Here is a 22021-nt window from a genome sequence, read left to right as displayed (position 1 = left end):
GTTTTCCAATTTCTTGAAATCACCTCAATCATAACAAAAAGCGTATTAAAAACTTGCAAAGAATTAGGTGTGTCAATTATCTATAAATCCGCAACTTATATAATACGTCAATGGTAACTTGTTTCAGGGTCTCTTATTCGGAGTAACTTTGAAAAGACGTCAATGGTAGCGTAGTCGAAACCTAATTTTTCATACCTATAGCTCTCTACTCCGTTTTAACTGACTAATTTTATATATTACTAATATTCAATTATTTAGTAATGTAAAATTATATGCATTTAACTACTGACCTCTATATAATTAATACTATTGTGCGCTATATTTTGCTGCTTCTCCTTCTTTAGGTAATGATTTCAGAATAAAATCTCTGATATCATTATTTGCATTCTTAAGGTCTTCGCTTCTTAGATACATCATATGCCCACTTCTATATGCCTTAAAACTTAATCTATCTTGCATTTTTCCGCTAGGATCTAATTGCCACATAGAATATTTGGCATTAAAATAAGTAGTAGCACCATCATAATAACCAGATTGGATAAGCACATCTAAATTAGGATTTTGCGCCATTGCTTGTCTCAAATTCTCTCCACTATTATCGCCGCTTCTATCCCAAGGATGCACCGGCCCAAACATATTATATTTTATGTCGGTTTTAAAATTCAAATCCTGTTGCAGGTAGTAATTAATTGCGGGAGTAAAGGAGTGCAGCCATGAAGTTAATTCTGCGTTGTAATCTGGAGAATCTCCTGCAACTTTGCTATCCATTCCAAGGTATCTGGAATCTAAACGTCCAACGGTAAAACCTCCATCTTCACGCATCAATTCTTTCCAGAAATACTGAAAAGGGATTGCAAGATTATTTTGTAAAAACACTTTTTCTGAAATCCCGGAATAGCTAGACATTTTAGCAGCAATCTCTTTCTTTTTATTTTCTTCAATAAACCCACCTTTTACCAAAACTGGCAACAAAGTATTTATAGCATAATTTTCTACTTCTGGTAAGACCTCATCCAGATCTTTGTTTTGTAGGGCTGTAGGTAGTTTTTTATGATACCAAGCCGCTGCAGCAAAATAAGGTAATCTATTGGCTATTTCTACAGGGCCATCGCGTTCTATTCCAATTTCCGTAGGAGAAACCAGAATAACTCCATTTAAATACATCCAGTGGCTGTTTTGAAGCTCTAGCGCTAATCCAGAAACTCTGGTAGTTCCATAGCTCTCACCAATTAAATATTTTGGAGATAACCATCTATTTTTTCTAGTTACAAAAGTGTTAACCCATTCTGCCAGATATTTTATATCTGCTTGAACTCCGAAGAAATCTTTTCTGTCTGTTTTGTTCTCTTCAGGATCTATTAATCGGGAATATCCTGTGTTTACAGGATTTACGTAAACGATATCTGCAACATCCAGAATTGAATACGGATTTTCTTTTACCCCATAAGGTTGTACAGGAAAACCTTCATCATCTATCTTTAAAATTCTAGGCCCAGTATAGGCTAAATGCATCCAAACCGATGCAGAACCCGGACCACCGTTAAAGGAGATTACTAAAGGTCTATTCTCCGTATTTTTAATATCATCGCGTTTATAATACGTGTAAAATAAACTCGCAACAGGGATTCCTTTTTCATTCCAAACAGGTTGTGTCCCAGTTTGAGCGGTATAGCTGATATTCTTACCACTAATAGTTACAGAATGCTTGGAAACAATCATAGTATCTATAGGGAGTTCGACCTTCTGAGAATAAACAGCAATGGATAAAAAGCAAGAAGCTAATAGGGTAAAAAATTTCATATATTTTGTTTAATTAAAAAATGAATGCTCGATTTTGCAAAAGTTGAAGATAATTATTTTTTGAATTTAAATCCTTCTCTTTAATGTTAATCAATTAGCTCGTTATAATATCAAGTAAAATTTTAAAAAATATCTACAACGACAATTCTTTGTTGAGGTTATTGATGTTGGAAGGAGCACCAAAAAGGTAGAGTAGATCACCTTGTTTAATCACTGTATCTGGAGTAATATCTGTAATATAATGGCTATCTCGTTTTATTGTTAAAATAGTAATTCCATAATTCTTGCTGATTCCAGATTCCATAACGGTTTTTTCAACAACTTTATTTGCGCCTTGTTTTACACTTAAGGTTACAATTTCTTTATTTGGAATATTTAAATGCTGATACGAGGGAGTATGAGGCCCCACTTTTAAGGTAGTTAGCATTTCATAATCTGAAGATCTTACCTGATTTATAAAATTCTGAATCTCATCATGCGGAATTAAATATTTCCTTAATACTCTACTGAAGATTTCTATAGAAGTTTCAAATTCTTCCGGGATTACTTCATCTGCACCAAGCCTTATGTTATCTTCTATTTCTTTTACATATCTAGTTCGCACAATGATAAATGCGGTTTTGGAATAGTTTCGAACTTCATTGATGATTTTTTTAGTAGCATCAGGATCAGAAATAGCTATTACAACTACGCGCGCTTCTTGTACATGAAGATGTTTCAAGATAACGGGATTGGTTGCATCTCCAAATACAATTGGTTCTTTATTACTCTTGGCCTCTAGAAATGCATCTTGTTCTAGATCAACAATTACATATGGAATGTTAGTGCTTTTGGCTGCTTTAGAAATATTTTTTCCATTAATTCCATACCCAATAATTACTAAATGATCTTTCAATTCTTCAATATTAGAATGATTTTGAAGCTGAATATTATGATAACTAATCAGCCGTTTTCTTATAGTTTTTGGAACAGGAATTTTTAATAGAAAATAAGTGAGTCTAGGTGCATAATTCATTAAAAATGGAGTAAGCGCCATTGTGATAATTGAAATCGCTAAGAAGTACTGATAAATATTGGTGGGTAATAAACCGTTTTCTAAACCTACCGTAGATAATAAAAGTGAAAACTCACCCACTTGAAATATAGAGAAAACAGTTAAAAACATGGTACGGGCAGGATACCTTAAAGTTACTACCGTGATAATAATTATTAGCATTTTCAGCAGAATAACTGCAATAACTAATAGGATGACGTATATGAAATTGTTGAAGAAAAACTCTAAATTCAATAAAGAGCCTACAGAGATAAAAAAGAAGCTAATAAAAATTTCCCGAAATGGTAACACATTTGCTGTAGCCTGATGACTATAATCTGATTCAGAAATAATCAAGCCCGCAAAAAAGGCTCCTAAAGCTAATGAAAGCCCGATAGCAGATGTTAACCAAGCCACTGAAAAACAAAAAACAATGGTAGTTAAAATAAATAATTCTCTGTTTTTGGATTTTACAACTAATTCAAAAATTCTTGGGACTATATAAATAGCCAATAAATAGATGACAATCAAAACACCTACTATTTTAATTAATAGAATTCCAAGGGTATTCCAAATGTTTTCATCTTGCCCGGTAAGTAGAGGCGTTAGCAACATCATTGGGACTACTACGATATCCTGAAAAATTAAAATTGCAACCGTAATCCTTCCATGTGGGGAAGTAACTTCTCCTTTTTCCTGTAGAATTTTTAATACAATTGCAGTACTACTTAAGGAAAAAAGAAAACCAATAAAAACAGCTGTGTTAAGAGGGATTCCTATAATGTTAGCTAAAAAAGCTGTTAACAAAATGGTGCCTCCTACTTGCATTCCACCACCAATAATGATAGTTTTTTTAATGGCCGCCAAGCCTTTAAGAGAGAGTTCGATCCCAATAATAAAGAGCAGAAATATTATACCTATTTCAGAGAGTAGTTCCACCTCATGTTGGGAGCTAATTAAATTGAAAGCATGTGGCCCTGCAATAATCCCAGCAAGAAGAAAACCCAGTAAGGAGGGAACTTTTATTTTCTGAAATAAAAGAATTATAAAAATAGAAAGGCCTAAAATTATAACTATGTCTTTTAAAATAGGTATTTCCATTGTTTTTGAGAATTGTTCTTTAAAAAAAAAACCAATTTACAAAGAGCATTTTAATAAATGACATTAGATCTATTAAGCTTGCAATTTTTTTTGATTTACTTTTTAGGATCTATTATCCAGAAAAAATAATGTTATATCTGCTTTGTGTCCATTGAATTACCTGAACTTATCTTCAACCTGTCCCGAAGTCAAGGGATGCTAAAAGGTATCCTTCAAACTTCTGCTGGGATGCTGAAACAAGTTAAACATGACAAAAAACAGAAAATAGTTTATTAAAATTAATTTGAAAGACAAAAAAAGAGGTTGAAAGCATAGCTTTTAGAAGTATATAAATCCTTAAATAAGGAAATCATACAAACTGAACTATAATTTCAACCTCTTTAATCTAGATGTATGCCTTTAATTTTTCAACCAGGCAGTTCTTAATTTTACTCGTGTATCAGTTGCAGGAAGATCCATTTCTGTTATTGTAGTCTTCTTTGTAGTAGGAGCAGTGATTTTCCCCGTCAACATAATTTCCTCATCATTTCTTTCTAATAACATAGTTATATCATCCCCTTCGTTCCATGACTGAGACCCCATAACTAAATCGTATACATTCTGGATAGTATATTCAGTTCCATTCACTTCTTTAATGACATCTCCATTTTTAACACCTAATTGAGTTAAAAAAGAATTCAGTGAAATCCCTTTTCTGAAAAACAATTCCATATTCTCAGGATCTCCATCAATATAAGGTACTTGTCCATTTAAAAAGTAAGAGGTAGGAGTTTCTTCTGTAGCGAATGTGATACCAACTTTTGCTAGAAATTGATCATAAGGAATTGGAGTGCTTCCAATAACATAAGTATCAAAGAAATTCTGAATTTCTGGATAGGTTAAAGAAACAATAGTTGGGATCAATTGATCATCCTTAAAAGGTTTATTCTTTCCGTATTTCTCACTTAATTTTTTCATGAGATCTAAGATCCCCATTTCACCTTTACTCAATTCTCTAAGTCTAAGGTCTAAAGCCATTCCTATCAATGCTCCTTTTTGGTAAACATTATAGTATTCATCTTTATAAGGCGCGTCCAATACATTTTTACTCATGTAAGTGAAAGACAAGCTATCATTATAATTTTTAGATGATTCTATCTGCGAGGATACTCTCTTATAGAAATCTTGGTTATCTATTAGGCCTTGGTTTATTTGGAATAGATTCGCGAAATATTCTGTAACCCCTTCATACATCCATAAATGTTGAGACATTTTAGGATTGTTATAATTAAAATAATGGATCTCTTCTGCATGAACATTTAGCGGAGTAAGAATATGAAAGAATTCGTGGGACACCACATCTTTCATAGCAGCATTTAATGTTTCTAATGGCATTGTTTCTGGTAGTACCACAACAGTAGAAGTATGGTGTTCTAAAGCTCCAAAACCTTTAGCATCTAATTTTGAAGGATCGGCCAAATATAATAAGATCAAGTAATTGGCTGTATTATCTATTTTTCCTAAGAATCGCTTTTGAGCCGCGATCATTGTTTCAATTTGCGGCTTGATGCTTTTAGCAGTATGAACCTTGTTTGGTGAGTAAACAGATAACAACACTTTGATGCCTTCCACATTTACGTAAGTCGTGTCTGGTTTAGAATACATAATAGGATTGTCTACTATGTCAAAATAACGCTGAGCTAAGTAGATATCCTTTCTAGAATTTGGAATTTTCTCCAAATTAACACTTTCTGAGAGTTTTAGGGACGTACTACCAAATAGATCATTTGGTCTGTTGACGATTAATTGATAAGGTTTTTCCTTTAATTCATCAAAATATCCTACAAAGCCATGTAAGTTTAAAAGCATGTTTTTATTTACATCGATATTAGTTCCGGTAGGAGAGAAGACCCCTTTTTCACCATCGATATCAAAAGTATCGTTCACCAAGTAAGTGATCTTATCTAAATTTGCAGAATTTTCAATTTTCCAAGAATTGTCATCGGTCTTTACCACTAATAATTCAGCACCTAAATAATCAATAGCTTTAAAATTATCTATAAATTTTCCGTAATTATCTATAGAATAAGTGCCAGGAACTGTTTTCGGTAGATGGAAAGTTACTTCTGAAGTAGTAAACTTTCCAGGATCTACTGTAACTTTTACCCGATCTTCTTTTATATTAACTAGATCTAGATTCACTACTGTTCTGTCTTCAGTAGTTTTATTTATGCTTTGGGGCGTTTTACATCCAAAGACAACACTTAGGAGTGCTATGGAATATATTAATTTCTTCATTAAATAGGGTTTGTTTTGATTTACACAAATTAGACTTACTCAATTATCAAATGTTACACCATTTAGATTGTAATCCAAGTTTCTTTAATAATATTGTATAAAAACTTACATTTCGTTACTAAGTTGTTAATGAACTCATAAAATGAAATAGCTGAAAATGAGCGTAGTTGAAGGATCTTCTCCTTTAGATATGAACTCTTAGGTTTCCGGACTTTACATTGTTTAGGTGAAGAATGGTTTTGGTCAGATAAAGCTCATCAATAAATAAAAAAAATATCAGATATTAAAAGAGGCACCATTTGGCGCCTCTTTTTGAATTGAAAAATTATATCGAAAACTTATTCTCTTATCTGTCCATCACCCAATACATAATATTTATTGGTAACCAGTTGCTTTAGTCCAAGAGGACCACGGTGGTGCAACTTATCTGTACTGATAGCCAGTTCTGCTCCAACTCCCATTTGACCTCCATCTGTAAAGCGGGTAGAGGCATTGTGATAAACGGCAGCGTCATCCACTTGCTCCATAAATTCTATTGCCTCGTTCTTATTTTTGGTAATGATCACCGCAGAGTGGCCGCCAGAATATTTATTAATCTTCTTTATTGCCATATCCATACCGTCTACATTTCCAACCACAATTTTCATGGCTAAAAATTCTTCATACCAAGTATCTTCATTTGGTAGTTTTTCTTCGGAACTTAGAACTTCTGAGATCTTATCATCTACAAGGATCTCTACATGATTATCCTTCAATAATTTCTGAAGCTCTTTCAATCTGGATTCATATTCAGGTAGATTCTGATCTATCAATACTTTATCCAAAGCATTACAACCAGAAATTTTATCGGTCTTAGCATTTAAGATCACTTTTTTAGCAGTCTCGAAATCGGCGTTTTTAGAAACATATAAAAAGTTGTTTCCTCTTCCACTAACAAGAACAGCACCTGTTGCGTGTTCTTTCACAAAACCAATCAGGCGTTCTCCACCTCTAGGCACGATAAGATCTAATTTAACAGGTGGATTCTTCAAGAATTCCTGTGTTTCCTCTCTGTTTAAATGTAAAAGCTCGATCCAATTGGTTTCGAGACCATTTTCGGTTAAGGCCTCATGCCAGCATTCTTCTAATATTTTGTTGCTGTTAATTGCTTCTTTCCCACCTTTCAAAAAGATCTTACTATTTGCTTTAAATGCAAGAACAGCTGCTTCTATAGTTACGTCTGGTCTAGATTCATATATAATAAGAATATTTCCAAATGGAGCTGTTTTATTAGTAATGTCCAATCCGTTATCCAATACTAGGTGAGAAATTGTATTTCCTACAGGATCATCTTGTTCCATAACTTCTTTTACAGATTGGATCATTCCATCTACCTTCTTATCATTTACAATGAGACGATCGTACATGGCGCCTTCTTTTTCTCCAAAGGCATCTAGATCTTTTTTATTTGCTTCTATGATATGTGTCCGCTTTGTATCCAAAAGGCGGATCATCGCTTTAAGTACATTATTCTTTATTTCTGTTTTTATCAATTTCATATTATCTCTCTTTAAAACTTGTTAAGTATTCCTTAAGCCGTAAACTTGGTTCCAACAGCTTTTCCGGCCAGAATATCTAATATTACATTTCTTCTTTTACCGTTGGCGATATAAGTAGGGATATTTTTAGCGGCAGTTTCCTTGGCGATTCTTATTTTAGATTCCATTCCTCCTCGGCCTTCACCTTCACCTTTTTCTGAAACTTGAACATATTTCTCTACATCCTCATCTCCGTCAACTTTATTCAATTTTTTTGAATCATCATGGTCAGGATGCCCTGTATAAAGTCCCTCAGTATCACTTAAGATTATTAGACAATCAGCTTTTATTAGCTCTGCTACCAAGCTCGCCAATTCATCATTGTCTGAAAACATGGACATGGTAACAGATACTGCATCATCTTCATTTGCTATGGGAATAATTCCTTCAGAAAGTAAAGATTCATAACAGTTTATCATATTTTCCCGGTGTACACCGGGGCTAAAATCCCGTTTTGTTGCCAGCACCTGTCCACAGCGCATTCCATAATCGTGAAATAGGCTATAATAGTGGCGCATCATTCTTGGTTGTCCTACAGATGAAAATACTTGTCTTCGTTTAGATTCATCTTGGACGCTTATATCTCCCAAAACTTCCATCCCTGCAATTGCAGAACCGGAAGAAACCAACACCACCATAATATCCTCTTCATATAAAGTGGCAATCTGTTTCACGAGATTTTTCAATACTGGTACTAAAATTCTGTTGTCCTTATTGGTCATTACATTAGAACCAACCTTTACAACAATTCTCTTCTTCTCCATTTTATTGATCTTTATTTTCGTGTTCTCTTATTTTTATTCATCACCTAGTTCCACTGCTCTATCAAAAGCTGCGTAGGCTGCGTCTTTAATTAATTCTTTAACATTATTGTCTTCCATAGAGTCCAAAGCCGCTCTGGTGGTTCCTCCTTTAGAAGCAACTCTTTCCATCCAAGTATTTGGAGAAAGATCAGATTGATTGAATAATTCTACGGCACCTTCAAATGTTTTGCTAACGAGTATTTTAGAATCGTTGTTAGAAAAGCCCATTTTTAAAGCTGCTTCCAACATAGATTGCATAAAATAAAATACGTAAGCCGGTCCGCTTCCTGAGATTCCTGTAGACGCATCTATAAAATTCTCGTTAGATACCCGAATAGATTCTCCTGTGGTATCCAATAAATTTCTTATCATAAGAAGCTCTATTCTGGAAACTTCTTTTGACTCTGTGTAAGAAGTAACTCCTTTTCCTACTTGCGCAGGTAAATTAGGCATTGCTCTAATCACCTTAATTACCTCTAAACTATCCTGAATGGTTCCTATAGTAACACCGGCCATTATAGAAACAAAAATCTGTTCTTTGTTCACTAGTGGTTTAATCTCACTAAATAAGGCCTCAGAATGAAAAGGTTTTACCGCTATAAAAACCACATCTGCTTGGGGTAGACAATCTTCAATCTTATTATAAACATCAAATTGGGAATGTTCATTTAAAGACGCAATTAATTCTTCTGATTTGTCATAGATCATTAATTTGTGTCTGTTCAAAAGAAAGGATTTGGACATACCTTCTGCATAAGTTAATCCCATGTTTCCTCCTCCAATAACTAGTATTCTCATTTTCTTGTTTTTTATTAAATATTTTCTACCAAAATTTATTTCGGTCGATTTTCTAGAATCAAGGATGCAAAGACCATACTAGACTGGTTTTTGGGGCTAATTTGGGGAGATTGTAAGAATTCAGACTTAAATTCAAACTATGGTATTATCAGTTAATAGGTTCAAAAAATATAGATATGAAAAAAGATAGCAGCTTAGGTTATTTTACATCAGCCTCGCTTAGCTATTGATGTTCAGTGTTTTAAGTTTGGATATATAATTTATAAGTAGTTTGTAATATTATTCAATTCTCATACAATTCTCCTAATTTAAAAATAAATCTTAATTAAATCAAACAATCATATTAATTAAATAAATTTTTTTTAATAAAACTAATAATGCGCCAATATGACAAAAAGGGTAATATTGACAGCTATATAAGACTAAGTTCGAGAAATTTTAAAAAATTCACTTTGACATACGCAGTTTATTAGTACAAAACTTGAAGAGATCTACTTGCAATTCATCCAAATCATTAAGAAACTTAATCAATCTATTTTCTAATTTTTTGTGTTCAGTAGAGTAAAAAGACTCACATGAAATATCTTCGCATTCTAACATGCCATTAATATCATTCTTGTGGTTACTAATGACTTGATGCAAGTCTATTTTTTCAGTTTTTAATGCCGTAAGTGTATTGGAAAAAGTGAATAGGTGCTCGTATAGATTTGGAAGGTCTTGTTGAAAGATATCTGCAGAAACAAATTGGTTTAAAAAGGTAATCTCTTCAGAACTGGTTTGAAGTCTTTTATTCCATTCTCTAATATCATTAATATGTTCTTCTACATTTTTTTCATTTGCAGAACCACTTTGTGTTGTTAAGATAGCCATATTGCAAGTTTTATAGATTTTCATTCTTATCTCTTATAAAGATAAGTTTTTAAAAAAATAATAACAAGAAAATTAGTATTCCTTTTAGAGTATATATTAAAGCAGAAAACGATTTGGGAGCTTAGGTTTTTGCCCAAATTCATTCAATATGTATTTTTCATTTTCAACCTCTAGAATTAAAATCACAAGGAAGTGATTGGTAAACTGATTTGATCTAAGGTTCTGCAATAAAATCGATAGATTCAATATAGGATATGGGAACTATTTTGTTGTGTGAAATAAACTTAGATACTACCTAAAATATTAGCAAGGTTTACCTCTTATTATTTTAAAAAAAAGATATAAATACACAGATTTAGGAGATATAAATATGAAATATGATATATCAAAATATTGATCATTTAAAATGATCGATAATAATTTAAGTGATTAGTAGTTAATTAATTAGAACTGTGGCTTTAAATTAATATTAGATATAATTTTATGAATATTTATAATGAAATTCATCTTATATGAAGTTAGAATTCACTAAATTAAAGAAGATTTATAAGGATAGTTTTTAACGAAATATTAATTATAAAAACAACAAGTTATGGAGGCTTTAATTTGTCAGAGTTGTGGATTGCCTTTTTCGCGAAAATTTATGGGAACTAATAGAGATGAAACTAAAAATGAGGAATACTGTTCAAACTGTTTTGATAATGGAAAGTTTATAGATCCATCTTTAACATTGCATAAATTAGAAGTAAAATTTATAGAAATGGCAGAAGTGCATGATGAAATAACATTGGAAGCTGCCCAGGCAGCTATTAAAGAATTACCCTATTTAAAGAGATGGTTCATGAGAACTATGTAAGCATATAAAATTAAAGGATATGGAGCGGATTACTAGGATTTTAAACGAGATCACAACAATTACTTTGGAGATTGAAACAAAGTATCCAGAAATTTATAAATTTCTGGAAGAAGACACCGCTACTTTACCATTTATGGAACATCCTAAAATAAATTCTAAAGTGTTATTGAACTATTTGGAAAGTCTAAAACAACTTTTATTGCATCATAGGGAAACACACTTAATTAATTGATTTAATTTGCGAAGCACTACAATTCCTAAGCAATACCGCGAATACTTTTTCTTATTAAGGTTTAAAATCATGCTTTATAGTTAGCTGAAGGACAGCGCTTTAATGTTGTTAAATTATTTTTATCAAAAACAAATTATTTTTATTTTTGTATTCTAAAATGGTTTACTTTTGACGCATAAATCAATTAATAAATTTTAAAATGAAAAAATCATTTTTAACTCTTGCAGCAATTGCATTAGTTTTAAGTTTTACCTCTTGTAAAGATGAATCAGCTGAACAAACTGAAGTTGAAGTAATCGAAGAAGTAGAAGCTCCTGTAGAAGTTATTGAAACTCCTTCAGAAGAAGTTATGGATTCTACAGATGTAGATGCTATGGAGGTAGAAGAAAATGTTACTGAAACTGCTGTTAACTAATTAAGAGCTTTTCGAATATTAAAAAAACCCGGACTTGTAAAGGTCCGGGTTTTATATTTTCAGAAAAATAACTTCCTAATTATTATCCTTTTTATCTTCTTTCATCTCTTCCAATAAATCTTCATTTTTGTCTTCAGCATCCTTTTCCATATTTTTTTCTGGGACAGGAAATCCTCTATCTCTCATTAAAGCATCTATACTAGCATCTCTTCCCCTAAACAATCTATATGCTTCTGCAGGATCCATAGAGTTTCTTGGAGCAAATAGATATTTCACTAATTTGGCTGCCATATCCTTATCGTAAAAACCTCCAGGAGAATCTGCAAAAGCTTCGGCAGCATCAGCGGTTAAAACATCTGCCCATAAATATCCGTAATATCCGGTTGCATAACCTTCACCAGAAAAAACATGTCCAAACTGTGGAGAACGGTGACGCATTACAATTTCTTCAGGCATATTTAATTCCTTCAGAGCTTTTTTCTCGAAATTCTTCGGATTTATATTTTCAGGATCAATAGTATGATATTTCATATCCATTAATGCTGAAGCTAAAAATTCTGTAGTTTCAAAACCTTGATTAAAAGTAGAGGCATTTTTGATCTTTTGCACTAAGGCTGCAGGGATAGGTTCTCCTGTTTCATGATGTAACAAGAATTGATTGATCACTTTATCTGTAGAAAGCCATCTTTCCAATAACTGCGATTGAAATTCTGTATAATCACGAACTCCGCCATTTAAAGTTGGATATTTCACATTAGCAGATAAAAAGTGTAAAGCATGTCCGAATTCATGGAAAAAAGTAGTGGCATCATCCCAAGAGATAAGTGCAGGTTCACCCGGTGCTGGCTTTACAAAATTAGAGTTGTTTGAGGCAAGAACAGTTTCTTTACCATCAAAAGTGGTATAGCTCCTGTAGGTTGTTGCCCATGCCCCGGATCGTTTTCCTGGACGAGCATAAGGATCTAAATACCAAAGGCCAATATGGTCTCCAGAAGTTTTATCGGTTACTTCCCATACTTTCACATCTTCATGAAATACCGGAACACTACCTTTGGCTACAGGGCTAAAATTAAAATTGAATAATTCCCCCGCAGTAAAGAATAATGCTTGCGTAAGATTATCTAATTGTAAATACTGTTTTACTTCATCAGAGTCTAGATCGTATTTATCTTTTCTAACTTTTTCAGCAAAATATCTATAATCCCAAGGTTTTATGGTGATATCTAAGCCCTCTATTTCTGCAATGGCTTGCATATCTTCCACTTCTTGTTCTACTCTGGCAAGGGCAGCCGGCCAAACAGCATTCATTAGCTTCATGGCATTTTCTGGATTCTTTGCCATCCTGTTCTGTAAACGCCACTCGGCAAAATTTTCATATCCCATCAACTTAACACGCTCATTTCGAAGTTTTAAGATTTGGGATATCAGCTCGTTGTTATCATATTCATCATTATTATCTCCTCTAGAATAATAGGTTTCCCATACTTTCTCACGCAGCTCTCTCTCATCAGAATAAGTTAAGAAAGGGTCCATAGAAGAACGGGTGTTTGTAATGGCATATTTCCCTTCCTCACCTCTGTCTTTAGCTGCTTTGGCAGCGGCTTTTACAAAAGAATCTGGTAATCCATCTAATTGACCTTTTTCTAGGTAGGTAACATAGCTTTCTTCATCATGCAGTACATTATTGGAAAAACTAGTATAAAGTTTAGATAAGTCTTTATTGATCGCTGCATATCGCTCTTTGGCATTTTTATCTAAGTTTGCACCTTCCATAGCAAAATTCTCGTAGATAAGCTGCACAACACGTTGTTGATCATCTTCCAAAGGAGTTTTCAGAGAATTATCATAAACCGTCTTTATACGTTCGAATAATTTCTTGTTTTGTGAGATCTTAGAGGAATATTCTGAAATCTTTGGAGATAATTCTTTTTGTATTTCTCTAAATTCAGGTGAAGAAACATTGCTGCTCCAAATTCCATAGTAAGTAAAGGCTCTATCTAATTCTTTACCCGCTCTTTCCATTGCAACTATGGTGTTCTCGAAGGTAGCTGGAGCGGTATTGTTTGCAATTTTCTGAATTTCCTTTAAATGCATTTCCATACCCATTTCTATAGCTGGTTGCAATTGGGAAAGTTCCATTTTATCAAATGCAGGAACCCCATCGTAAGGCCCGGTCCATTTAGATAACAAGATGTTCTCTGAATTTTTAATTTCTTTAGTTTCCATTTTATTTTTTGAATTCTCTTGGGCTTTAACTTGCATCATAGGAGAGATTCCAATTGCAGCAATAGCTATAAAGCCAAGTGATTTTTGATAATTTAAAAATGTTTTTTTCATAATTTTTATTCAATTTATGATCTTAAAAAGAAGACAAGCGGGAAGATACTAAATAAAAGTATTTCAATTAATTAGCCTATCTCATTTAAGCTTGTCTTAATAAATAGTAATGTCAGGTTAAGGACAAAGGACCGCTGCGCTGAAAGAAACAAGACTTGATACCTGTTATTAATTTACTGATAAACAGTATAAATTTCAACAATATTTATCGATACTTTATTTTAACCTTAAATTTTAGAATGTAGAATCAAAAACAAATAGCAAGCGGTGAACTCTTGTAAATAATTGGTTCAATTCATTCTTTAAAATATATACCGGACACTAATGATTAACAATTAGTAATTGGTCTTAATTATTAAGCTTTAAAGCTTGAAGCTTTTAACTTCAAATATCTCGCCAGAGTGCATTCCAGTTAAATATTCATTGGCAATTCGGTATCTCACCAATCTTAGGGTTGGAAAACCCACTGCGGTGGTCATTTTTTTAACCTGTCTAAACTTTCCTTCAGTTAAGGTTATCGAAGCCCAGCTTGTTGGCCCATGTCTTTCATCCCTTATCTTTTTAGATCGTTCTGGAAATAAAGGAGTTGCATCTAAAATTTCAGCCTTGCAAGGAGCTGTGAGGTATTTTTTGCCGTTAAAACCAATACTAACTCCAGATTTTAATTGCTCAATTGCTTCCTCTGTTATAATACCATCTAATTGCACATAATATTCCTTTTCAATATTCGAACTTCTTACCGTCTCACTCATTTTTCCATCTGTGGTGAGAAATAATAATCCTTCAGAATCTTCATCTAATCTTCCAATGGCCATAATACCTTCGGGAAATTCGCCGAGTTCTCCCAATAAGCTTTTATTTCTACGAGTTTTATGATTGTGGATGAATTGGCTGAGGTAGCCATAAGGTTTATATATCTTGAAGTGTTGATGGGACATGAACCGGTTTTACTTAAGATCAAAAGTATTAAAAAAGAAGGAAAGTAAAATTCTTGAATTAGGAATGACTTTTGAATATAATAAAATTGCCTGTGAATTGTATATCAATTAATAAGATAAACTGTTGCTAATTCATTTGATTAAAATAAATTAGCGATATTATTTTAGAAAGATTTAATACCCAGCAATAAATAATATTTGTTACTATGAAAAAAACACTTTTAATACTTCTCGCATTTCCTGTTTTATTTTTCACCTCTTGTTCTGGTGACGATGATTCTGCTCCACCAATTGAAACTACCAGCTTATTTGGGACTTGGGATCTAGATTATTATATCCAAAACAACGATGTGATTGAAAACATCTCTTGTAACGATCAAATTACTTACAATTTCACAAATACCAAAACATACACAAAAACAACTTTTGCGGGAGAAGGATCTACTAGATGTGTTGTTGCAGTAATCGTGAATGGAACCTGGGAAAACCTTGGGGATAATCAATTTAGATTGACTCCTAATGGAAGTAGTTCCAATCAAAATCTTACAATTACTTTCCTAGATAGTTTTAGAAAATTCTCTATTAAGTACAATACCAACTTTACAGAGGTGTACGCTAAAAGGAATTAGATGGAAATACATTGATGGGAAAATTTGAGCCTGCTATAAAATGCAGGTTTTTTTTATCGAAAATTTAACTTTAATAATTTCAGTTTTGTTTTATTTGCACTGTAATTTATAGACTTGTAAAAACACCTTTCTGCAGGAAGCTTTATTTCAATGTAATTCACCTTCCCAATGATCCAAACCAATTTAAAATTTAGATAATGAAATTAGTAATACTGTCTGCAAATCCAAATTTATATTCTACAAGAAGACTTGTTGAAGTTGGAGAAAAGAAAGGGCATGAGATGATGGTTGTAGATCATACAAAGTGTGATCTTGTTATAGAAAAGAAAAAGCCTATTGTAATTTACAAAGGGAAAGAACTTACAGATATAGATGGTGTAATTCCTAGGATTGGTGCTTCGGTGACCTTTTTTGGAACTGCAGTAGTAAGACAGTTTGAGATGATGAAAGTTTTTACAGCTACAGAATCTCAGGCCTTAGTGAGATCCAGAGATAAATTAAGAAGTTTACAAATACTTTCCAGAGCAAGTTTAGGCCTTCCTAAAACTGTTTTTAGTAACTACTCTAAAGATGTGAGTAGTGTAATAGATAAAGTTGGTGGAGCACCTTTGGTGATCAAATTATTAGAAGGAACACAAGGTTTGGGTGTTGTTTTAGCAGATAACCGTAATTCGGCTGAATCTATCTTAGAAGCTTTTAATGGTTTACAAGCAAGAGTGATCGTTCAGGAATTTATTAAGGAAGCAAAAGGAGCCGATCTTCGTGCTTTTGTAGTAGATGGAGTAGTAGTTGGAGCTATGAAAAGACAAGGAAAAGAAGGAGAATTTAGATCTAATTTACACAGAGGAGGATCTGCAGAGATCATAGAACTTACAGATGAAGAAGAAAACGCAGCTCTTAAAGCCGCTCGCGTAATGGGACTGGGAGTAGCTGGTGTAGATATGTTACAATCTGCCAGAGGGCCACTTATTTTGGAGGTGAATTCATCTCCAGGATTAGAAGGGATAGAAAAAGCAACAGGTAAGAACATCGCCCTTCAAATAATTAAATATGTAGAGAGAAACGCAGAATAATTTTCTGAATTAATAATAAATCACCCATTTGTCTTTTTCGATCTTATGGGTAAAAGTCTCCAATAGATAGCTCAGAGAGTCATTTAATCCCTCATTGAGGGTTTAATTCCCCGTCCCGATGATTCGGGATGCCTCGAATTTTTAAAAGTATTTTCCAAGTCATACCTCGTGGGCTTGCCCCGAGGTTCTTGATTGGAGACTTTTTTCTTTCAATAAAAACGAGACCCTTTTCCTCAAATTCTGTTTTGAATTTTTCTAATTCTGTTCAAAAGGCATTTTTCTTCCAGTTCTCAGATCTTATCTGCCTACGTAAGATTACCATATTACGGGCATACATAACAATTCCAAATGCATGCCCTGCAAAGAGAACAGGATCTACTCTAAATACAGAATAGATTATAATCAAGGAGGATCCTGCAAAGCTAAGCAGCCAAAATCCTAATGGTAAAATTGATTTTTTTTGTTTTTCTGAATAGATCCATTGGTAAATGAATCTTAGAGTGAATACTACTTGAGATACAATGCCTAACATTAATAGCCAAAAAGGGATGGCTTCGTTTTTAAATAATCTGTCTACATCGTAGATGTTGTTATTATATCCAAGAATAACAATTAAAACAGGGAATATCCAAAGTAAAATTCTTAGATACTTATGAAATTTAATCCATTCTCCTTGTAGCTGGAGGTTACGAATATAAATGAAGTAGGTAAGCGTCTGTCCTAACATTATAGCAAAATCACTTCTTAAATATCCATAGAAGAACATCAAGAAAGAAGCTACCAGACTCATTTTCCAAAATAGGGAAGGGGTTAATACTTTTTTACTTTTTTCAGATAAGATCCATTGAAATACAGATCGTCCAGAAAAAAGTAACTGAGCTAAAAAACCAACAGTATAAACTAGCCAAGTGCTCATCCTTTTTTACCTACCGTATAATTAATATATTTCTTCTTCATCCAAACATAAGCGAAGCAATCCATTAAGGGGCCCAATAATCTATTCCAAACTCCAAAATGAGCGGTTCCGGCCATTCTTGGAAAATGCTTTATAGGTACTTGTTTTATCTTTCCATGCTGAAGCAAGATCATAGCCGGTAAAAATCGGTGTAATCCTCTAAACATAGGAATACGTTTGGCATAATCGGTTTTGATAACTTTTAAAGGACAACCGGTATCATCCATACCATCATTTGTAAAGGTTCTACGAATCCCATTTGCGATAGTAGAAGACATGTTTTTCACAAAAGAGTCTTTTCTGTTATTACGATAACCCGTGACTAAATCATAACCTTCAAGATTGTCTAGTAAAAGGTTGAAGTCCATCGGATCTGTTTGAAGATCGGAATCTATATAACCAGTTAAAGAAGTTTCAACATGATCAAATCCGGCTTTAATTGCAGCGCTTAATCCACAATTTTTTACGAAACTAATAAATTTGAAATCCGGATTAGAGTTACAAATATCCTCAATTATTTTTTGGCTATTATCCCTAGAACCATCATTTACAAATAAGACTTGTGTAGGAACATGTGCGATTTTTATGTACTCAGAAAGTTCTTTTTCTACACGTTTCAGGTTCTCCTCTTCGTTATAAAGAGGTACAATTACAGTAAGTGCTTCAGGCATTAAATATAGATTGGATGGTTTTCTCTAGAATTGTTAACAAATGTATGGAATAAATCTAAACTGAATCTAAAGTGAGGTATTAGTGAAGAAATTAAATTCTAACTTTAAGAAAGATATTTAAGTTGATTTTTATACCAAAACTTCATATTTTCTTTAGTTTTAAAATTTAATCCCTCATTGAGGGTTTAATTCCCCGAGGCCTGCCCGAAAAGAATTTCATTCAGGCGGGCTTGCCTCGAATTTTTAAAAGTATTTTCCTCCCGAAACCTCGGGACATAGCTTGTGGGCTCGCCCCGAGGTTCTTGATTTTTGATTAAAAATTTTTACCATGCGTAAAAAATTAAATGAGTTCGAAGCTACTGCAATCTGTGGTAACGATATAAGTTCTTCTTGTCTTTATGTCTCTGCTTTAGCAATATTTTATGCAGGCTAATGGGATGTGGAATTTAAAATGATTGAGATAAAGTACTCTGTATACTTTTTAGAAAATGGAAGTCGTGATAAATAAGAATATAAAAAATGTTAAAAAGACAAAACTAATGAAAAGGATTAGTGTTTAATAAAATAGCTTTTTTAGTTTTGAGCCGGGGTAGCGCGAATTCCCCGACTTTTATCTTTAATTAATTTGTGTTACAATGTTGAAATCGAATAATGCAGTTTACCTATGCACAATTTTTTTATTGCTTTGGTTTTCTAATATAAATGCTCAGAATAAATCCATTGAATCTGCAGGTGATGTTTTTCTATTTGCAGTTCCTGCAGTAGCATTAGGAACAACCTTAGTCCTTAAAGACAAAGAAGGATCCTGGCAATTTACTAAGGCATTATTAACCAATACTGCAGTAACCTACGGTTTAAAAGTAGCTTTGAATAAACCAAGACCTAACAATAATGGAGATAATGCTTTTCCATCTGGCCATACTTCTACAACTTTCCAAGGAGCTTCGTTTATTCATAGAAGATATGGGTTTAAATACAGTATTCCCATGTATGCTGCCGCGGGGTTTACTGCATTCAGTAGGATTAACGCACAAAAACATGATGGCTGGGATATATTAGCTGGAGCGGCAGTTGGAATTGGCAGTACTTATTTGTTTACCACGCCTTATCAGCAAGAGCATATGGAATTAACTATGAGTTCTGGAAATGGAGAATATCTACTGGGATTTACCTATAAATTTTAGCAAAATTTAATACTGCGATGTCTAAAATAATCAATGAAACTAGAATATATTGCGAAACGATACTTTCCAATAGTATATGTTCTAATTATCAGTTTCATGATTTACAGCATACGTTAGAAGTCTATAAAAATGTATTATTAATTGCAGAAGCAGAAAGCATAATTGCTGAAGAAAAGGAAATATTAGCAATTTCAGCACTTTTTCACGATACAGGATATTCGCAAATTTATAAAGGGCATGAAGAGATAAGTATGCATATTGCTGAAGAATTTTTAGTACAGAGAAATTACAATAACGATTACCTTCCATCTGTATTAAAATGCATCTCGGCAACGAGAATGCCGCAGCAACCCGAAAGCCTTCTAGAGAAAATTATTTGTGATGCAGATTTTGCGCACCTTTCTGCAGCTAATTACTTCCAAAAGATTTCTTTACTTAGAAAAGAGTGGAGCTACTTTTTGGGTATGAACTTTCAGATGAAGATTGGAAAACCCTAAATATAGATTTCCTAAGCACTCATAAATACCATACTAGCTTCGGGATAAGCGTTTTGGAGAAACTTAAAATGAATAATTTGTTGTTATTAGAACAAAGCTTGTTCTCTAGAAAGTAAATTTCTCTATTCAGATATTTTTTTTGAATACAAAATTCACCAATCTAGGAATACCTTCTTTATTATCTTCATCAAAATCTTCCTTTAAATGCAACAGCTTAAAACCATTTTTAAAGGCAGCACCAGTATAATCGGTGATATGATGCGTATATACTTCTAAGTCCTGTTTAGCATTGCCATCATTAAAACTAGCCTTATTTCCAGAATATTGTTTAAAGGGATGAAGTTCACAAATATAAAACTGTCCCTCCTTTTTTAAAACTTTAGAAGCTTTTTCAAAAATAGCATTAAGATCTTCTATATGTTCCAAAACCAAACTACAAGTTATTAGATCGAAACTGTTGGCAACTTGTCTCCAATCTTGTGTGAGGTCTTGTTGTTTAAAAGTTACTTTATCATGAGTTGTTTTTGCTTTGCTATATTCATCATTTCTTCAGAAAAATCTAAAGCGATCAGAGAATTACACTTTTCAATTAACCACTGGGTATTCTTACCGGTACCACAACCTAATTCTAAATTGTTTTCATAATAGGTGTCCTCAAACATTTCTTTTCCTACTAATTTTTCAAGATCCCGAGTTTTATTTTGCATGTCATCATAACTGTAAGACCATAAATCATATGCTTTTTCAATACTCATTACTAACTTTTTTAAATATCACTTACTTGCCCCTATAATTTTTTTGAATCTTTTCTGAAGAAGGCCAATTCCCATTATTACAATTACGCTAATGGAAGCGGTAGTTCCTAAAGCTCCCCCAAATCCTTCAAAATAACTTCCTGTATTTAAATATAGAATAGAATACATAATTCCTGCAAGAGCAAGTACCCAATAATTATGAATTATTTTTTCTGAAACCATACCAACAAATGATGCTCCCATAAAGGCCAATGGTATATTGTGAATGAGATAAGGAGAAAGTATTGCTGGAAATAAATAAAAGAATATGCCTACTGTTAAGGATAGACCTGCAGAAGCTCTCACCTCTCCATGCTCCATTTTAGTGCTAACATAAAAGGTCAAAACAACTCCGAGTATAGATGTTATTAAGATTATTGCAGTTTCCATTATTAGCGTATTATTAGACTTAATAGAAAGACAGATGCAACGCCTCCAAATGCGATAGTTCCTAATTTACCTCCAACCCCAACAAAAGTATTTGTTGCAAGCACGTATAAAATTCCCGCAATAAAGCCGGATAGAATTATAAACCAATATGCAGCACCAATACCTGCAGAGGTCATCCCTACAAATGTCCCACAATAAACTGCAGGTGGGATCTCTTTGATTATTTTATTTTCTTTGTTTCTGAAAAAAGTTGGTGTCAAGGTGGCAAGAGTTCCTATAAATGCAGCCGCGATAACAGGTCCAGTTTCAAATTTCAAATTTATTATAAAGGTAAATAGGGCTCCTAGTGTTACAAATAAGATTAGGATGTAACTTTTTGTAGGTTTTTCATGAGATTCATGAGCCATTTTAACCAAACTAAATAAGGCAAGAAAACCAATAACTCCAATAAATACTAATACTGAAAATTCATTTAGAACATCATAAAAAATAGCGGTAACAAATGCAATTTGTAATAGTACCAGAATAAGCCTAGAGGTCCTTCTATATAATTTTATCATATTAATTACAACTCTTGGATTTCCTGGAATATCTCATTAAAACAAAGATATCTATTTTCTTAGAAACGAATTTTAATGAGGTAGTAAAGGTTTGTATTTTTTTGCTATATTGATTTCTCCCTTGAAACCGATTTTATCCCTCATTGAGGGTTTAATTCCCCGAGGCTTGCCTCGAACTTTTGAAAGGGTTTTCCTCCCGAATCATCGGGACATATCTCGTGGGCTTGCCCC

At 33.2% G+C, this 22021-nt stretch carries 20 protein-coding genes and 1 pseudogene; 7 read left to right on the top strand and 14 right to left on the bottom strand.

The annotated features are described in order from the left end of the window. Positions 1-306: 306 nt before the first annotated feature. From ES724_RS12770 to ES724_RS12740, 7 genes are all read right to left on the bottom strand, one after another. Positions 307-1800 (bottom strand): S10 family peptidase, encoded by a 1494-nt coding sequence (locus ES724_RS12770; protein ID WP_146933503.1) that lies wholly within the window; start codon positions 1798-1800, stop codon positions 307-309. A gap of 133 nt (positions 1801-1933) precedes the next feature. Then, complete coding sequence (locus ES724_RS12765; protein WP_146933501.1) at positions 1934-3934, bottom strand: cation:proton antiporter domain-containing protein; 2001 nt, start codon at positions 3932-3934, stop codon at positions 1934-1936. Positions 3935-4333: 399 nt separating this feature from the next. Continuing rightward, positions 4334-6211 (bottom strand): M61 family metallopeptidase, encoded by a 1878-nt coding sequence (locus tag ES724_RS12760; protein ID WP_146933499.1) that lies wholly within the window; start codon positions 6209-6211, stop codon positions 4334-4336. A gap of 338 nt (positions 6212-6549) precedes the next feature. Continuing rightward, complete coding sequence (locus ES724_RS12755; RefSeq protein ID WP_146933497.1) at positions 6550-7749, bottom strand: glutamate-5-semialdehyde dehydrogenase; 1200 nt, start codon at positions 7747-7749, stop codon at positions 6550-6552. A gap of 32 nt (positions 7750-7781) precedes the next feature. Continuing rightward, complete coding sequence (proB, locus tag ES724_RS12750) at positions 7782-8552, bottom strand: glutamate 5-kinase (RefSeq protein WP_026838145.1); 771 nt, start codon at positions 8550-8552, stop codon at positions 7782-7784. Positions 8553-8585: 33 nt separating this feature from the next. After that, the gene (proC, locus tag ES724_RS12745; protein ID WP_146933495.1) at positions 8586-9389 is read right to left on the bottom strand and encodes a pyrroline-5-carboxylate reductase; all 804 of its coding nucleotides are present in this window, start codon (positions 9387-9389) and stop codon (positions 8586-8588) included. A 447-nt stretch (positions 9390-9836) separates the two neighbouring features. Beyond that, positions 9837-10259 carry a hypothetical protein gene (locus ES724_RS12740; protein WP_146933493.1) on the bottom strand — a complete coding sequence of 141 codons (423 nt, stop codon included), beginning with the start codon at positions 10257-10259 and terminating at the stop codon, positions 9837-9839. Between the two features lie 592 nt (positions 10260-10851). Here ES724_RS12740 and ES724_RS12735 point away from each other — a divergent pair. From ES724_RS12735 to ES724_RS12725, 3 genes are all read left to right on the top strand, one after another. Next, the gene (locus ES724_RS12735; RefSeq protein WP_146933491.1) at positions 10852-11115 is read left to right on the top strand and encodes a zinc ribbon domain-containing protein; all 264 of its coding nucleotides are present in this window, start codon (positions 10852-10854) and stop codon (positions 11113-11115) included. Positions 11116-11134: 19 nt separating this feature from the next. Beyond that, positions 11135-11347 (top strand): hypothetical protein, encoded by a 213-nt coding sequence (locus ES724_RS12730; RefSeq protein WP_146933489.1) that lies wholly within the window; start codon positions 11135-11137, stop codon positions 11345-11347. 199 nt (positions 11348-11546) lie between these two features. Beyond that, complete coding sequence (locus tag ES724_RS12725; protein WP_146933487.1) at positions 11547-11762, top strand: hypothetical protein; 216 nt, start codon at positions 11547-11549, stop codon at positions 11760-11762. Between the two features lie 75 nt (positions 11763-11837). On the opposite strand, the gene ES724_RS12720 is transcribed toward ES724_RS12725, so the two are convergent. Next, positions 11838-14099 carry a M3 family metallopeptidase gene (locus ES724_RS12720; protein ID WP_146933486.1) on the bottom strand — a complete coding sequence of 754 codons (2262 nt, stop codon included), beginning with the start codon at positions 14097-14099 and terminating at the stop codon, positions 11838-11840. Between the two features lie 362 nt (positions 14100-14461). Next, on the bottom strand, positions 14462-15037 hold the full coding sequence (locus tag ES724_RS12715; RefSeq protein WP_146933484.1) for a pseudouridine synthase: 576 nt from the start codon (positions 15035-15037) through the stop codon (positions 14462-14464). Positions 15038-15243: 206 nt separating this feature from the next. Here ES724_RS12715 and ES724_RS12710 point away from each other — a divergent pair, with 206 nt between their 5' ends. Next, complete coding sequence (locus ES724_RS12710) at positions 15244-15666, top strand: hypothetical protein (protein ID WP_146933483.1); 423 nt, start codon at positions 15244-15246, stop codon at positions 15664-15666. 197 nt (positions 15667-15863) lie between these two features. After that, positions 15864-16739 (top strand): 30S ribosomal protein S6--L-glutamate ligase, encoded by an 876-nt coding sequence (gene rimK, locus ES724_RS12705; protein ID WP_146933482.1) that lies wholly within the window; start codon positions 15864-15866, stop codon positions 16737-16739. Positions 16740-17004: 265 nt separating this feature from the next. Here the strand turns inward: rimK and ES724_RS12700 are convergent, their stop codons facing one another. Both ES724_RS12700 and ES724_RS12695 read right to left on the bottom strand, forming a co-directional pair. Further along, a complete protein-coding gene (locus ES724_RS12700) occupies positions 17005-17655 on the bottom strand; it encodes a lipid-A-disaccharide synthase N-terminal domain-containing protein (protein ID WP_146933481.1) in 651 nt (216 codons plus the stop codon). Further along, positions 17652-18365, bottom strand: coding sequence for a glycosyltransferase (locus tag ES724_RS12695; protein ID WP_146933480.1), 714 nt, complete (start codon positions 18363-18365; stop codon positions 17652-17654). The genes ES724_RS12700 and ES724_RS12695 overlap by 4 nt, the downstream gene beginning before the upstream one ends. Positions 18366-19000: 635 nt before the next feature. Between ES724_RS12695 and ES724_RS12690 the strand changes: the two genes are divergently transcribed. Together ES724_RS12690 and ES724_RS12685 are read left to right on the top strand one after the other, a co-directional pair. Further along, a complete protein-coding gene (locus ES724_RS12690; RefSeq protein WP_146933479.1) occupies positions 19001-19549 on the top strand; it encodes a phosphatase PAP2 family protein in 549 nt (182 codons plus the stop codon). A gap of 17 nt (positions 19550-19566) precedes the next feature. Further along, the gene (locus ES724_RS12685; RefSeq protein WP_146933478.1) at positions 19567-20046 is read left to right on the top strand and encodes an HD domain-containing protein; all 480 of its coding nucleotides are present in this window, start codon (positions 19567-19569) and stop codon (positions 20044-20046) included. A gap of 126 nt (positions 20047-20172) precedes the next feature. On the opposite strand, the pseudogene ES724_RS12680 reads toward ES724_RS12685, so the two are convergent. The 3 genes and pseudogenes from ES724_RS12680 to ES724_RS12670 form a co-directional block, all read right to left on the bottom strand. Next, positions 20173-20708 (bottom strand): annotated as a pseudogene (locus tag ES724_RS12680) (class I SAM-dependent methyltransferase). Positions 20709-20819: 111 nt separating this feature from the next. Beyond that, entirely contained in the window at positions 20820-21230 is a 411-nt protein-coding gene (locus ES724_RS12675) for a hypothetical protein (RefSeq protein ID WP_146933477.1), read from the bottom strand. Between the two features lie 2 nt (positions 21231-21232). Then, on the bottom strand, positions 21233-21790 hold the full coding sequence (locus ES724_RS12670; protein WP_146933475.1) for a hypothetical protein: 558 nt from the start codon (positions 21788-21790) through the stop codon (positions 21233-21235). Between the last annotated feature and the right edge of the window lie 231 nt (positions 21791-22021).

Origin of the sequence: Gillisia hiemivivida, from assembly GCF_007997295.1 — a bacterium.
Classification (GTDB): Bacteria; Bacteroidota; Bacteroidia; order Flavobacteriales; family Flavobacteriaceae; genus Gillisia; species Gillisia hiemivivida.
Note: the sequence above shows the minus strand (reverse complement) of the source record. Positions and strands in the feature narration are given on the sequence as shown.

Bases quoted from the DNA above. Each gene is read 5' to 3' on its own strand.
- ES724_RS12670 (WP_146933475.1), bottom strand. From the start codon at position 21,790: ATGATAAAATTATATAGAAGGACCTCTAGGCTTATTCTGGTACTATTA.
- ES724_RS12710 (WP_146933483.1), top strand. From the start codon at position 15,244: ATGAAAAAAACACTTTTAATACTTCTCGCATTTCCTGTTTTATTTTTC.
- proC (WP_146933495.1), bottom strand. From the start codon at position 9,389: ATGAGAATACTAGTTATTGGAGGAGGAAACATGGGATTAACTTATGCA.
- ES724_RS12730 (WP_146933489.1), top strand. From the start codon at position 11,135: ATGGAGCGGATTACTAGGATTTTAAACGAGATCACAACAATTACTTTG.
- ES724_RS12715 (WP_146933484.1), bottom strand. From the start codon at position 15,037: ATGTCCCATCAACACTTCAAGATATATAAACCTTATGGCTACCTCAGC.
- proB (WP_026838145.1), bottom strand. From the start codon at position 8,552: ATGGAGAAGAAGAGAATTGTTGTAAAGGTTGGTTCTAATGTAATGACC.
- ES724_RS12740 (WP_146933493.1), bottom strand. From the start codon at position 10,259: ATGGCTATCTTAACAACACAAAGTGGTTCTGCAAATGAAAAAAATGTA.
- ES724_RS12760 (WP_146933499.1), bottom strand. From the start codon at position 6,211: ATGAAGAAATTAATATATTCCATAGCACTCCTAAGTGTTGTCTTTGGA.
- ES724_RS12695 (WP_146933480.1), bottom strand. From the start codon at position 18,365: ATGCCTGAAGCACTTACTGTAATTGTACCTCTTTATAACGAAGAGGAG.
- ES724_RS12735 (WP_146933491.1), top strand. From the start codon at position 10,852: ATGGAGGCTTTAATTTGTCAGAGTTGTGGATTGCCTTTTTCGCGAAAA.
- ES724_RS12675 (WP_146933477.1), bottom strand. From the start codon at position 21,230: ATGGAAACTGCAATAATCTTAATAACATCTATACTCGGAGTTGTTTTG.
- ES724_RS12685 (WP_146933478.1), top strand. From the start codon at position 19,567: ATGTCTAAAATAATCAATGAAACTAGAATATATTGCGAAACGATACTT.
- rimK (WP_146933482.1), top strand. From the start codon at position 15,864: ATGAAATTAGTAATACTGTCTGCAAATCCAAATTTATATTCTACAAGA.
- ES724_RS12725 (WP_146933487.1), top strand. From the start codon at position 11,547: ATGAAAAAATCATTTTTAACTCTTGCAGCAATTGCATTAGTTTTAAGT.
- ES724_RS12690 (WP_146933479.1), top strand. From the start codon at position 19,001: ATGTTGAAATCGAATAATGCAGTTTACCTATGCACAATTTTTTTATTG.
- ES724_RS12770 (WP_146933503.1), bottom strand. From the start codon at position 1,800: ATGAAATTTTTTACCCTATTAGCTTCTTGCTTTTTATCCATTGCTGTT.
- ES724_RS12755 (WP_146933497.1), bottom strand. From the start codon at position 7,749: ATGAAATTGATAAAAACAGAAATAAAGAATAATGTACTTAAAGCGATG.
- ES724_RS12765 (WP_146933501.1), bottom strand. From the start codon at position 3,934: ATGGAAATACCTATTTTAAAAGACATAGTTATAATTTTAGGCCTTTCT.
- ES724_RS12720 (WP_146933486.1), bottom strand. From the start codon at position 14,099: ATGAAAAAAACATTTTTAAATTATCAAAAATCACTTGGCTTTATAGCT.
- ES724_RS12700 (WP_146933481.1), bottom strand. From the start codon at position 17,655: ATGAGCACTTGGCTAGTTTATACTGTTGGTTTTTTAGCTCAGTTACTT.